Genomic DNA, 13,061 nt, shown 5'->3' on the forward strand with positions numbered 1-13,061 from the left:
GCCGTGGAACCTGTGGCGGTGGGACTGGTGGGCGCGGGCCCGTGGGCGGAGATGGCGCACGCGCCCATGCTGGCGAAGGGGCCGCACACGCGGCTCGCGGGCGTGTGGGCGCGCCGTCCCGAGGCGGCGGCCCGGCTGGGTGCTCCCGTCCACGAGCGGATCGAGGACCTGTTCGACGCCGTCGAGGCGGTGGCCTTCTGCGTGCCGCCCGCCGTCCAGGCCGAGCTCGGCGTGCTGGCCGCCAAGGCGGGCAAGGCGCTGCTGCTGGAGAAGCCGCTGGCGGCCGACCTCGACGGCGCGCGCCGGCTGGCCGACGCGATCGGGGAGGCGGGCGTCGCGTCCCAGATGCTGCTCACGCTGCGCTACTCCCCGGGCACGCGTGACTTCCTGGCCGGGTGCGCCCGGATCGGGGCGTTCGGCGGCCAGGCCGCCGCCATCTCCGGTGTGCTGAGCGGCGGCGGCGACTTCGCCACGCCGTGGCGGCTGGAGCGCGGCGCGCTCCTCGACGTCGGGCCGCACGTCATCGACCTGCTCGACGCCGCCCTGGGCAGGGTGGTCGGCGTCCGCGCCCACGGCGACCCGCTCCGCTGGGTGGGCCTGCTGCTGGAGCACGAGGGCGGCGCCGTCAGCGAGGTGTCGCTGACCATGGCCGCGGTGGGCGACCTGCCGCCGCTGCGGGTCGAGGTGTACGGCACGCAGGGCAGCGTCCGGCTGCCCGCCTCCGACGACGACGAGTTCGCGCGCGTGGCCGAGGAGTTCGCCACCACCGTACGGCGGGGCGGCGGCCACCCGCTCGACGCCGCGCGCGGCCTGCACCTACAGGAGATCATCGCCGCCGCGGAGGCCCAGCTCGCCACCCCTTGACTTCGGGCCCATCGGGAGAATTGATAGCGTTTGTCCGACGCGCAGCGTTGCAGCGAAGTCCGGTGCGAGTCCGGCGCTGTCCCGCAACTGTCATAGCCAGGTCGCCTGCCGCCGCGCCGACGTCATCAACCCTCGTGGAAAAGGGTGATCCGTCGCATCTTCGCGGGTCTCTCGGTTCCGACAGTGTGAAAGGACTACTCGTGAGGCCCGTACGCACGGCCTTCGCGGGCGCGCTGCTGGGAACGGTCGTCCTGGCCGGCTGCGGCCAGACTCCCGCTCCCTCCTCCGCCCCCTCGGCCACCGCCCCCTCGGCCGCCCAGACCACCGCCCCCGCCGCGCAGGAGGCCGCCTTCCCCGCCACCGTGCAGGCGGGCAACGGCGCGGTCACCATCGCCAAGAAGCCCGAGCGCATCGTCTCCATCTCGCCGACCGCCACCGAGACCCTCTTCGCGATCGGCGCCGGACCGCAGGTCGTCGCCGTCGACGACATGTCCACCTACCCCGCCGAGGCGCCCAGGACCGACCTGTCGGGCTTCAAGCCCAACGTCGAGGCGATCATCGCGCACAAGCCCGACCTCGTCGTCGCCTCCGACGACAAGGTGGCCGCCCAGCTCGCCAAGGTGAACGTGCCCGTCCTCGTGGAGCCCGCCGCCACCAAGATCGACGAGGCCTACGACGAGATCGTCGATCTCGGCGTGGCGACCGGCAACAAGGCCAAGGCCGACGAGGTCGTCTCCGGGATGAAGGCCACGTTCGACCGGCTGGCCGCCGAGGCGCCGAAGGCCTCGAAGCTCACCTACTACCACGAGCTCGACACCACCCCCTACGCCGCCACGTCCACGACCTTCATCGGCCAGATCTACGGCATGTTCGGCCTGGTCAACGTCGCCGACAAGGCGCCCGACGCGGCGGGCGGCTACCCCAAGCTGTCGGCGGAGTTCGTCGCGCAGGCCGACCCCGACCTGATTTTCCTGGCCGACGTGAAGTGCTGCCAGCAGAGCAAGGAGACGCTGGCCAAGCGGCCCGGGTGGCAGGACCTGAAGGCCGTCAAGAACGACCGCGTCACCCAGCTCGACGACGACATCGCCTCCCGGTGGGGTCCGCGCATCGTGGACCTGGCCACCACGATCGGTGACGCCGTGCGGAAGGCCGACACGAGCCAGTGAAGCCGCACGTGCCCGCCAGGGCCAGGCCGCTGTGGGTCGCGGCCGCTCTCGCGGTCCTCGCTCTCTCGATGATCGCGGGACTGCTGGGCGGCGCTGCCGACATCTCGCCCTGGCAGGTCGTGCTCCAGGCCGCCGACTGGCTGCCGTGGATCCACGTCGACTCCGGGCTCGCCCCCGTCGAGCAGGGCCTGCTGTGGCAGCTGAGACTGCCGCGCGTGCTGGTGGCCGCCACCGTGGGCGGCCTGCTGGCCGTCGCGGGCGGCGGCTACCAGGGCGTCTTCCGCAACCCGCTGGCCGACCCCTACCTGCTGGGCGCGGCCTCGGGCGCGGGCCTGACGGTCACGATGGTGATCGTGTTCCTGCCCGGCAGCGTCGCGAGCGTCCCCCTGGCCGCCTTCGCCGGCGCGGTCGGCGGCGTCTTCCTCGCCTACGCCCTCGGCAACACCGCCGGGCGCTCCGGCGGCACCGCCACGCTGGTGCTGGCGGGCGTGGCCGTCACCTCCTTCCTCACCGCCATCCAGACCTTCGTCCAGCAGCTCAAGGTCGAGGAGCTCGAACGCGTCTACGCCTGGATCCTCGGCGATCTGCAGGGCGGGTGGGACAAGCTCGCGCTCGTCGCGCCGTACGCGGTCGGCTCCAGCGCCCTGCTCCTGCTGCACGGCCGGATGCTGGACGTGCTGTCCGTCGGCGACGACGAGGCGACCACCCTCGGCGTCAGGGCGGCCAGGGTACGGCTGGCCGTGCTCTTCGGCGCGTCCCTGGCCACCGCCGCCGCCGTCGCGGTCAGCGGGCTCATCGCCTTCGTGGGCATCGTCGTCCCGCACGTGGTGCGCCGCATGGCCGGCGGCTCCTACCGGATCGTGCTGCCGCTGTCGCTGATCGGGGGCGGCGCCTTCCTGGTCCTGGCCGACCTCATCGCCCGCACCGTCATCGCCCCCGCCGAGCTGCCCATCGGCGTGGTCACCGCCTTCGTCGGCGCGCCGTTCTTCGTCGGCGTGCTGCGGATGACCAGGAGGGCGGGGATGTGATCGAGACCCGTGAGCTGTCGGTCGTGCTGGGGGAGCGGCAGGTGCTGGCCGAGGTCTCCATGACCGTACGGCGGGGCGAGTGGCTGGCCGTGATCGGGCCCAACGGCGCGGGCAAGTCCACGCTGCTGCGCGCGATCATGGGGCTGGTGCCGTTCGACGGATCGGTGCTGTTCGACGGGGCGCCGCCCGGCCGGCCGCGCGAGCGGGCCAGGACGGTCGCCTTCGCCCCCCAGACGCCCGCGCTTCCCGCCGACATGACCGTCTTCGACTACGCGCTGCTGGGCCGCACGCCGTACATCCCCTATCTCGGGCGGGAGAGCAGGCGCGACAGGGACGTGACCGCCGCCGTGCTCGACCGGCTCGACCTCGCGGGGCTGGCCGGGCGGCGGGTGGAGAACCTGTCGGGCGGCGAGCGGCAGCGGGTCGTGCTGGCCAGGGCGCTGGCCCAGGAGGCGCCGGTGCTGCTGCTCGACGAGCCCACCACCGCCCTCGACCTCGGTCACCAGCAGCAGGTCCTCGAACTGGTCGACCAGCTCAGGCTGGCCGACGGGCTGACCGTCGTCACCACTCTGCACGACCTGAGCCTCGCCGGACAGTACGCCGACCGGTTGCTCCTACTCGCCGAAGGGCGCGCGATGGCCTCGGGCGCGCCGGTCCAGGTGCTCACCGAGGAGCTGGTGGGCAGGCACTTCGACGCGCATGTCAAGATCGAGCCGGGCCCCGACGGGCGGCCCGTCGTCCACCTGGTGAGGGGCCGTTGAAGCTGTCCTACCGGACCGAGGAAGGGGCCAGGCTCGGCTCGCTGCTGTGGGAGTTCGGGCCCGGCTGGCGGATGATCTCCTCCGCGATGCTCGGCGGCGGCATCGGCCCGCGTTCGTGGGTGCTGAACGCCCAGGTCGTCGCCGGATACTCGCGCATGGACCCGGTCGACCACCTGGTCTCCCTCGGCCCGGACGGGGAGGGCGTCGGGATGATGACCGCGGCCTCCGTCGACCGCTACACGACCGGCTCGGACGGCGGGGTCGAGGCGGTCGCGACCGTCGGCCTGCGCGTCCCCACCTGGGCCGCCGCCGCTCCCGACCACGTCGATCCCGAGCTGGCGCCCCTGCGGGTCGGCACGATCAACCTCATGATCACCGTCCCGGTGGCCATGACCGACGCGGCCCTGGTCAACGCGGTCATGACCGCGACCGAGGCCAAGACGCAGGCGCTCGTCGAGGCCGGCTTCCCGTGCACGGGCACCGCCTCCGACGCCGTCTGCGTCGCCGTTCCCGCGGCGGGCCCGGCGGAACTGTTCGGCGGCCCGCGCTCCGACTACGGCTCCAGGCTCGCCCGTGCCGTCCACACCGCCGTACGGCAGGGCGCCGCCGAGTGGCGTCCCCGCGGCTGATCACCTGACGCCGCGCTTCGCCCGGTCGCTCACCTCGGCGGCGTCCCCGCACGCGCGGCTGATCATCCACGGGTTCCGCTCGCGTCGTCCGTGGTGTCCCCGCGCGCGGCTGGTCACCCGCGCAGGCCGTAGTCCTCCCTGGCCGCCCGCGCGCTGACCCGGCCCGCCCGGACGTCGGCCGCCACCAGGGCCCGGTCCCTGAGCAGCGGCGAGCCCAGCCCGCCACCGCCGGTCGTCTCGACCACGAACGCCTCTCCCGCCTGGAACAGCACGTTGTTCGCCTTGGCCGGCAGCCGCTCGAGCGAGCCGTCCGCCCGCCGCCGGAAGAAGCCGCCCAGCCTGCCGGGCAGCCCGCCGTCCCGGCCGGGAGGGGCGTGGCGCAGCCGGTCGCCGCGCGTCGTGACATGGCACGGCGCGAGGAAGCGCAGGACCGTGCGCGAGCCGAGCCCGCCCCGGTACGCGCCGGGACCGCCCGAGTCGGTGATGGTCTCGATCGACTCGACGACCAGCGGGCAGCGCGTCTCCACCGGCTCGGCCTGCGGCACGGAGTTGCGGCCGATGCCGAAGTGCACGCCCGTCGCGTCGGGCCCGTCCAGCCCGCGCCGCGCGCCCACGCCGCCGAAGTCGTAGGACAGGTGGATCCAGTACGGCGCGCCGACGGCGGCGATCGAGAACGGCTGGAGGATGCCGCTGGCGGCGATGGCCCGCTCCGGCATCGCGTCGGACAGCGCCTGGAAGATGGCCTCCATCGCCGCGTAGATCGGCACGAACCTGCCGCCGCACGGGTGCGGGGGCAGGGCGTTCAGCAGCGACCCCTCCGGCAGCAGGACGCTGATCGCGCGCAGGCAGCCGTCGTTCATGGGGATCGTGGGGTCGAGGAAGCAGCGCACGGCGAAGACGGCGGCGGCCAGCGACTGCGACGCGGAGGCGTTGATCGCGGCGGGTACCTGCGGGTCGGTCCCCTCGAAGTCCACCACCACGTGCGCGGCGGCTCCCGACGGCGGGGGACCTGGTGACGAGTGGCCCGGTGATGAGCCGCCCGATGGCGAGGCGCTCGGTGACGAGGGGCCCGATGGTGAGCCGCCCGATGGCGAGGGGCCCGATGGTGAGCCGCCCGATGGCGAGGGGTCCGTGGACGGCGGGCCCGTCGTGACCGCGACCCTGACCGTGTGCGTCCGGTCCGGGTGGACGCCGTCGTCGTCGATCGGGTACGACCCGGTGAAGCGGCCACGCGGCAGGTCGGCCAGTGCGGCCCTGGTGCGCGCCTCGGTGTAGTCCAGGTAGGCGTCGATGCCGCGCGCCAGGCCTTCGGCTCCGTGCTCGGCGACGAGCGACGACATCCGGGCGGCGGCGACGGCGGTGCCCGCCACGAGCGCGCGCACGTCGCCCATCACCTTGTCGGGCGTGCGCGAGTTGGCGCGCAGGATGGCCTCGACGGCGGGATCCAGCCCCGCCGCGGTGGCCAGCCGTACGGGAGGGAGCTGGAGGCCCTCGAGGAAGATGTCGGTCGCCAGCGGCGCCATGCCGCCCGCCGACAGGCCGCCCAGGTCCGAGACGTGGATCATGGTGGCGGTGAAGTATGCCGGCCCGCCCGAGACGAAGACGGGCCGGTAGACGAGCAGGTCGTTGGTGTGGACGCCGCCGCGGTAGGCGTCGTTCAGCACGTAGACGTCGCCCTCCCGCATGGTGCCGGCGGGATGGTCGGCCAGCAGGTACGGCAGGGCGACCTTGAGCGCCATGCTGTTCATCAGCGTGGTGGCCGTCGACTGGGCGATCAGCCGTCCCCTGGCGTCCAGGAGGGCGGCGGAGGCGTCGGAGCCCTCGACGATGAACGTGGAGTAGGCCGAGCGGACGACGACGATGCTCGCCTCCTCGGCCGCGACGACCAGGGCGTTGCGCAGGACCTCCGCGGTCAGGGTCATGCCCGGTCCTCCTGCCCGGTCGTCCTGGTGAGGACCACGGCCCCGTCGGACGTGAGGGCGGCGCTCCAGCCGGGCGGGACGACGATGGTCGACTCGGGGTCCTCGACGATGGCGGGGCCCGCCAGCCGGGTGAGCGCGGCGCGGGTCAGCACGGGCACCTCGGCGTAGCCGCCGCACTCGGCGAAGTAGGCGACTCTGCGGCCAGTGCCCCCCGCTCGTGTGCCCCCGGCTCCTGTGACCCCGACCCCGGCCCCTGTCGCCTCGGCTCCTGTCACCCCGCCCCCTGTGACACCGGCTCCTGTGACCCCGGCTCCGGCTCCGGGGAGCTCGCCGGTGGCTCGGGTCCCGGCAGCAGCGTTCGTGGCGGGGACGCTCAGCCGGAGGCGGAAACTGACCAGCTCGATCTCGCCCTCCTGCGCGATGCCGTACACCTGCCGGTACTTCTCGTGGAAGGCGCCGGCCACCGACGGCCCCCACGGGACGGTGAGCTCGTGCGCCTGGCCGCGGAAGCGGACGTCCACCGCGCGCTCGGCCCGCACGCCGGGAGCGCCGGCGGCGACCGCGAGGTCGTCGCGGGCCGCGGCCTCCAGGGCGGCGAAGACGGCCTCGGGATCGGCGGCCGACGGCGCGGACCGCACGCGCTCGGCCGTCAGCTCGCCGGCCAGCAGCCCGGCGGCCGAGGCGACGCCGCACAGGGCCGGCACCACGACCGTGCCGATGCCGAAGCGCTCGGCGACCCTGGCCGCGTGCATCGGGCCCGCGCCGCCGAAGGCCACCATGACGAACCCGCGCGGGTCGATCCCTCGCTGCACGGTCACCACGTGCACCGCCGATCCCATCGCCGCCGCGACGATCTCGTGGACGGCGTGCGCCGCCGCCGCGCGCGACACCCCGAGCGGCCCCGCCACCCTGTCCAGCGCCTTCTCCGCGAGGTCGGCGGAGAGCAGGAAGGCCGAGAAGGAGGCGGGGGAGAGGTAGCCGAGGACCAGGTTCGCGTCGGTGACCGTGGGGGCGGAGCCACCCAGCCCGTAGCAGGCCGGGCCGGGGGAGGAGCCCGCCGAGCGCGGCCCCACACGTAACGCGCCGGCCTGGTCCACCCACGCGACGCTGCCGCCGCCCGCGCCCACCTCGGCCAGGTCGATGGCCGGGGTCTTCACCGGCACGCCGGTGCCCGCCCGGCGACCGCCGAAGCTGCCCTTGCCGCCGACGTGGAACTCGTGGGTGATCTCGGGTCTGCCGTTCCGGATGACGCAGGTCTTGGCCGTGGTGCCGCCCATGTCGAAGGAGATCACCCGGGGGTGCCCGGTGCGCGCGGCGGCCAGCACGCCGGCCGCGGGGCCGGACTCGATCGTCGCCACCGCCCTGCGCGCGGCCTGGGCGGCGGACATGACGCCGCCCCCGGACTCCATGACGTGCACGGGGGCGGTGATGCCCAGCGCGGCGAGCCCTTCGCGGAGCCTGGTGAGGTAGGACGACATGAGCGGCCCCACGTAGGCCGACATGACGGTCGTCGTGGCGCGTTCGTACTCCCTGAGCTCCGGCCACACCTCCGACGAGATCACCACCTCGGGCACGTACTCCTTCAGCACGGCGGCCACCTGCCGCTCGTGGGTGGGGTCGGCGTAGGAGTGCACCAGGCACACCGCGGCCGAGGTGATGCCGCGGGCGGCGATCTCGCGACCGGCCCGCCGTACGGACTCCTGGGAGAGCGGCACGAGCACCGAGCCGTCGGCGGCCACGCGCTCGTCCACCTCGAAGCAGTCCTCGGCGGCCACGGGTGGCGGCGGCGGGGTGAAGCGGAGGTCGTAGCGGTCCTCCTCGACGCGCGCGTAGCGGCCGAGCGGGAGCAGCGAGCGGAAGCCCCGCGTGGTCACGAAGGCGACGCGGGCGCCGGTGCGTTCGAGCACGGCGTTCGTGGCCAGGGTGGTGGCGTGGACGACCCTCTTGACCTTCGAGGGGGTGGCATAAAACAGCACTTGGGAGATACTGGACATGATGCCAGTGAGTGGGTCGTCAGGGGTGGTCAGACACTTCGCGACGGACACCTCGCCGTACGGGCCGTGCAGCACGGTGTCCGTGAATGTGCCGCCGACGTCAACCCCGATCTGGTATTCCACGTCGATACGGTAGGACTCAAGCAAGCGCTTGTCACGATTGACTTTCGGTGGGCGGTTGGGAGTCTGGTTCTGTCGTCGGTAGGGAGCTCGTTATGAGGCGTCTCGCAGTGCCCGGAGTGGCGGTCGCCCTCGCGATGTTGAGCGTGCCCCCGGCATTAGCGCATAACCACCCCAGCGGCATCACCGACCTGGTCACGCCCGCGGTGGCGCGGGTCGAGGCCAAGGCGATCATCGACATCACCCTGCTCGACCACGTCGGCGAGCTGCTGCACATCGAGCGCACCTACGACGTGCCCATCGGGACGGGCACCGGCACCGTGGTCAATCCCGACGGCACGCTCGTCACGCTCACCCAGGTCGTCCACACCGACAACGACCTGGCGGTCTACGCCGCGAACAAGGTGTTCGGCGACTACCACAAGGTGAACATCCCCGCCGACTTCGACCGGCACACGGTGTCGGACGATCAGCTCAACCACCATCTCCAGCTCTGCTACGACCTCAAGAGCAAGATGTCGACCTGCATCGTCGACATCAAGCAGGACATCACGGTGTTCCCGAACATCACGCCCGCCGGCCGGGGGTTCAAGGCCGAGGTCGTGAAGCTCGGCGACGACCCGCTGTCGCCGGCCGTCCTGCGGCCGACCTCGACGTCCGAGGGCGGCATCGGGATGCCCACGGCGCCGCTGGCCGACAAGGTGCCCGACAAGGTCGGCGCGCCGACCGCGGTCGCGGGATTCCTCGGCAGGCCGGCCGCCACGCAGCCCCTCAAGGTCGAGATCGCGCACCTCGGTCCCGGCGGAGCGGGTGAGGGCGGGCGGATCTTCGCCGACCCGCAGAAGAAGGTCGACGAGCCCGTCAAGCTCGGCAAGCTGATCGACCAGGGCATGCTCGGCGCGCCCGTCATCGGTGACAAGGACGGCCACGTCATCGGCCTGCTGGTCGGTGGTGGCACGGTGGCACGGATGATCGGCGTCAGGGAGATCACCTCCGCGCTGGCCGCCGCCAAGACGCCCGCGCGCAGGGGTCCGCTCGACGCCGCCTTCGAGGCGGCGCTGACCCGGTACCACACCCACAACTACACCGACGCCGCGCCGGCCTTCAAACGCGTGCTCGACTACTACCCGGGTCAGCCGGTGGCCCAGGCGCACCTGAAGGACTCACTGGCCAAGAAGGGCACGGCCCAGGACATCGGCGCCCGCAAGGCCACCGCGCCTCCGCCCACCAGCATCCCGCTGTGGCCGTTCGTCGTCGGGGCGGCGGTCCTGCTGGCGCTGGCCGCGGGGATCGCGGTGCTGCTGTGGCGGCGCCGCCGCAGGGCCGGACCCGAAGGAGAAGAACTGGAGGAGATGCAGCCGCAGGAGGTTCACGTCGGCGCACCGCCGCCTGATGACGGCGCCAATCCGACCGTGATGGTCAGACGATCGCAGAACTTCCCTGCGGTCCCACCGCAACAACCGCAGTCGCAGCCTGTGCTGACCGCACAGCAACAGGTGAAGTTCTGCACGTCCTGCGGTATGAAACTGGGCCCCGCGCACCGGTTCTGTGGCTACTGCGGCCACCCGATCGAAACGTGATGCACTTGAACGAGAGATCCCTGATCGGCCAGGAGGTCGCGGGATACTACATCGAGGACGTCATCGGCAAAGGCGGCATGGCGGTGGTCTACCTTGCGCTGGACCCCCGCCTGAGCCGCCGCGTGGCCCTGAAGATCCTCAATCCGCTCCTCAGCGTGGACGACCGCTTCCGTCAGCGCTTCATCCTGGAGTCGAGGACCGTCGCCAGCATCGAGCACCCCAACATCATCCCGATCTACGAGGCCAACTCCGACGAGAAGGGCGTGCTCTACATCTCGATGCGCTATGTGGACGGCCTCGACCTGCGCAGATTCATCTACGACCGGGGACCGATGCCGGTCGGTCAGGTCAACTCCATCGCCGCGCAGGTGGCCGCGGCACTGGACGCCGCCCACGCGCACGACCTGATCCACCGCGACGTGAAGCCGGCCAACATCCTGCTGGCGGGCGACCACGTCTACCTGACCGACTTCGGCATCACCAAGCACCGCACCTCGATCACCGGGCTCACGCAGACCGACCAGTTCATCGGCACACCGCGCTACATGTCGCCTGAGCAGATCAACAAGGAGCACATCGACGGCCGCGCCGACCAGTACGCGCTGGCCTGCGTCGTCTACGAGGCCCTGGCGGGGCGGATGCCGTTCGAACGCGACAACGACGTCGCCCTGCTGTGGGCGCACCTGGCCGAGGCGCCGACACCGCTGTCGCACCTGCGCCAGGAACTACCGCTCGAGGTCGACGGGGTGATGATGAAGGCGCTGGCGAAGTCGCCCGAACAGCGCTATCCCACCTGCACGGCGTTCGTCGGCGCGCTGCGCGACGCCATCAGCGGCGAGTACGCGCCCACGCGCCCGCAGCAGCAGACCGGCATCCCGCCGGAGGCCAAGACCCGTGCGGCCAAGCCCAGGACGGCCAAGCGCGCCGCCGGCGCCCCGCCGCGCAGGCGGAAGAAGCTGGTGCTCTTCCTGACCGGGGCGGTCGCCGTCCTCGCCGCGATCGCCGTCGCCGCCGTGCTCTTCCTGACCAACAGAAGCGAGGAGATGCGGGTCTACAAGCCGTCCGCCGCGGTGCCGATGAGCTTCGACTACCCCGAGAGCTGGACGGCCGAGACGCACCTGGACCTCTTCGCGCTGGCCTCGCCGAGCGCCCCGCAGTTCGAGTCGCTGTTCGTCGCGGGCCCTGACGCCGACTGGAAGGAGGTCCACGCCCTGGATCCGGCCGACACCCAAGGCGTGTTCGTCCAGCTGGCCGACACCTTCGATCCGAAGGCCGACCTGCAGACCATGCAGGAGACGCTCAACACGATGCTGCCGGGCAAGGTGACCTTCAACAGCGAACCCAGCAAGGCGCTGGTCGCCGGCCGGCCCGCCACCGAGTTCACGGGCTTCATGCAGAGCCCCGACCACTCCAGCGAGCTGAACGTGACGGGCTATCTCGTCGAGACGCCCTCCAAGCCGGCGCTCATCCTCTACTTCTGCGCGCCGGAAGCATGCGACCCCGAGACGCTGGCGAAGATCAAGACGAGCGTGGCGCTCACTTGAGCCTGACTTGGAGCCCGCTGTACCCCTATGGGCAAGAGCGTCCCCAACGTCTACTCTCCGCGTGTGGGTATTCGCATCGTCATCGCGGACGACCAGGCCATGGTCCGAGTGGGCCTGCGCATGGTCGTCGACAGCGAAGAGGGCATGGAGGTCGTCGGCGAGGCCGCCGACGGTCATGAGGCGCTGGCCGTGGTCAGGCGGACGCGTCCGGACATCGTGCTGATGGACATCTCCATGCCCCGCATGGACGGCCTCGCCGCGGCCAGGAAGATCTTCGAGGAGCCCGCGCCGCCGAAGGTCGTCATGCTGACGACGTTCGACACCGACGAGAACCTCTACGCCGCCCTGCGCGCCGGCACCAGCGGCTTCCTGCTCAAGGTGTCGCCGCCCGAGCAGCTCGTGGAGGCGATCAGGGTCGTGCACGCCGGTGACGCCCTGCTCGACCCCGCGGTGACCAGCCGGGTCATCGCCTCCTTCGCCGGGCGGCACGACCCCACCCCGCCGCCGCAGCTGGCCGACCTGACTCCGCGCGAGCTCGAGGTGCTGCGCCTGCTGGCGCGCGGGCTGACCAACGCCGAGATCGCCCGCGAGCTGTTCGTCGGGGAGGCCACGGTCAAGACGCACGTGGCCCGCGTGCTGATGAAGCTGCACCTGCGCGACCGGGCTCAGGCCGTCGTGTTCGCGTACGAGTCGGGCGTGGTCCGGCCGGGCGCGGCCATCGGGTAGTACGCGGCCCAGGCCGCGTCGCCCATGCGCAGCACCTTGAGGCCCGTCCAGCCCAGGGCGAGTACGGGCGCGCACCAGAAGGGCACGGTCAGCGGGCCGTACGGCACAGCGAAGGAGCCCAGGTAGCCTAGGGTGACGACGAGCGGCACCCACCAGCCGACGAAGCCGGACCGCCACACCGCCACGGTCAGCAGCGGCAGGCCGATCAGGCCGAGGAACATCCACGGCTGGAAGGCGCCCACGGTGATCGGCAGGCCGAGCATCTCGTCCATGATCTGCTGTGCCCGCTCCGGCGGGTAGTGCCGGCCCAGCCACCACTCGACCGGGTCGATGATCAGCATGCCGGACAGCGAGCTGTAGCCGATCACCGACATGGCGGCGGTCACGTGGCCGAGCCTGGTGTTGCGGCGCCGGGTGAGGTGGGCCAGGCCGAGCGCGGCCACGGCCATCAGCAGCCAGCTCCAGTGGTAGAGCGCGGACTGCAGCTGGGCGAGGGTGGGGTTGACCCCGAAGCTGACCGCCTCGCGGTCGTCGCCCCACGTGCCCGGATCGACGACGACGGCGACCGCCTGCAGCAGCGGTGCGGTGATGAGGAGCGTGCCCGCCGCGATCCTGCGGAAGGCGACCTGGTTGTTGAGCATGCCAGGCACGCTAGGTCGCGCCGGGCCGCCGGTCGTCCGCCTGCTGACCGATCCGCCGTCACCCGGCCGGGGGAGCGGGACGCCAC

At 72.3% G+C, this 13,061-nt stretch carries 10 protein-coding genes and 1 pseudogene; 8 read left to right on the forward strand and 3 right to left on the reverse strand.

Annotated elements, in window-relative coordinates; genetic code table 11:
• Positions 1–3: 3 nt before the first annotated feature.
• The 5 genes and pseudogenes from ACWENQ_RS04310 (at position 4) to ACWENQ_RS04330 (ending at position 4,448) form a co-directional block, all read left to right on the forward strand.
• Complete coding sequence (locus ACWENQ_RS04310; protein WP_452412852.1) at positions 4–864, forward strand: Gfo/Idh/MocA family protein; 861 nt, start codon at positions 4–6, stop codon at positions 862–864.
• Positions 865–1,064: 200 nt separating this feature from the next.
• Positions 1,065–2,030, forward strand: coding sequence for an ABC transporter substrate-binding protein (locus tag ACWENQ_RS04315; RefSeq protein WP_452412853.1), 966 nt, complete (start codon positions 1,065–1,067; stop codon positions 2,028–2,030).
• Positions 2,031–2,098: 68 nt separating this feature from the next.
• Positions 2,099–3,058: a FecCD family ABC transporter permease gene (locus ACWENQ_RS04320; RefSeq protein ID WP_452412987.1), complete on the forward strand. Its 960-nt coding sequence runs from the start codon at positions 2,099–2,101 to the stop codon at positions 3,056–3,058.
• A gap of 44 nt (positions 3,059–3,102) precedes the next feature.
• Positions 3,103–3,819, forward strand: a pseudogene (locus ACWENQ_RS04325) (ABC transporter ATP-binding protein); the annotation flags it as partial.
• The gene (locus ACWENQ_RS04330) at positions 3,816–4,448 is read left to right on the forward strand and encodes an adenosylcobinamide amidohydrolase (protein ID WP_452412854.1); all 633 of its coding nucleotides are present in this window, start codon (positions 3,816–3,818) and stop codon (positions 4,446–4,448) included. The pseudogene ACWENQ_RS04325 and the gene ACWENQ_RS04330, both read left to right, overlap by 4 nt.
• A gap of 113 nt (positions 4,449–4,561) precedes the next feature.
• On the opposite strand, the gene ACWENQ_RS04335 is transcribed toward ACWENQ_RS04330, so the two are convergent.
• Positions 4,562–6,370, reverse strand: a complete 1,809-nt coding sequence (locus tag ACWENQ_RS04335) for a hydantoinase B/oxoprolinase family protein (RefSeq protein WP_452412855.1) — start codon at positions 6,368–6,370, stop codon at positions 4,562–4,564.
• Positions 6,367–8,487, reverse strand: a complete 2,121-nt coding sequence (locus ACWENQ_RS04340; RefSeq protein ID WP_452412856.1) for a hydantoinase/oxoprolinase family protein — start codon at positions 8,485–8,487, stop codon at positions 6,367–6,369. Before ACWENQ_RS04340 ends, ACWENQ_RS04335 begins: the two co-directional genes overlap by 4 nt.
• A gap of 92 nt (positions 8,488–8,579) precedes the next feature.
• Between ACWENQ_RS04340 and ACWENQ_RS04345 the strand changes: the two genes are divergently transcribed.
• The 3 genes from ACWENQ_RS04345 (at position 8,580) to ACWENQ_RS04355 (ending at position 12,334) form a co-directional block, all read left to right on the forward strand.
• A complete protein-coding gene (locus ACWENQ_RS04345) occupies positions 8,580–10,064 on the forward strand; it encodes a hypothetical protein (protein WP_449916333.1) in 1,485 nt (494 codons plus the stop codon).
• The gene (locus ACWENQ_RS04350) at positions 10,064–11,608 is read left to right on the forward strand and encodes a serine/threonine protein kinase (protein WP_449917550.1); all 1,545 of its coding nucleotides are present in this window, start codon (positions 10,064–10,066) and stop codon (positions 11,606–11,608) included. The genes ACWENQ_RS04345 and ACWENQ_RS04350 overlap by 1 nt, the downstream gene beginning before the upstream one ends.
• A 63-nt stretch (positions 11,609–11,671) precedes the next feature.
• On the forward strand, positions 11,672–12,334 hold the full coding sequence (locus ACWENQ_RS04355; protein ID WP_354913003.1) for a response regulator transcription factor: 663 nt from the start codon (positions 11,672–11,674) through the stop codon (positions 12,332–12,334).
• Here ACWENQ_RS04355 and ACWENQ_RS04360 read toward each other — a convergent pair.
• Positions 12,274–12,975: a hypothetical protein gene (locus tag ACWENQ_RS04360; protein ID WP_452412857.1), complete on the reverse strand. Its 702-nt coding sequence runs from the start codon at positions 12,973–12,975 to the stop codon at positions 12,274–12,276. The genes ACWENQ_RS04355 and ACWENQ_RS04360 overlap by 61 nt on opposite strands.
• Between the last annotated feature and the right edge of the window lie 86 nt (positions 12,976–13,061).

The sequence above is a fragment of the Nonomuraea sp. NPDC004354 genome (assembly GCF_053602555.1).

Excerpts from the sequence above, each read along its gene's own strand:
- ACWENQ_RS04360 (WP_452412857.1), bottom strand. The coding sequence starts at position 12,975 with ATGCTCAACAACCAGGTCGCCTTCCGCAGGATCGCGGCGGGCACGCTC.
- ACWENQ_RS04320 (WP_452412987.1), top strand. The coding sequence starts at position 2,099 with ATGATCGCGGGACTGCTGGGCGGCGCTGCCGACATCTCGCCCTGGCAG.
- ACWENQ_RS04335 (WP_452412855.1), bottom strand. The coding sequence starts at position 6,370 with ATGACCCTGACCGCGGAGGTCCTGCGCAACGCCCTGGTCGTCGCGGCC.
- ACWENQ_RS04345 (WP_449916333.1), top strand. The coding sequence starts at position 8,580 with ATGAGGCGTCTCGCAGTGCCCGGAGTGGCGGTCGCCCTCGCGATGTTG.
- ACWENQ_RS04350 (WP_449917550.1), top strand. The coding sequence starts at position 10,064 with ATGCACTTGAACGAGAGATCCCTGATCGGCCAGGAGGTCGCGGGATAC.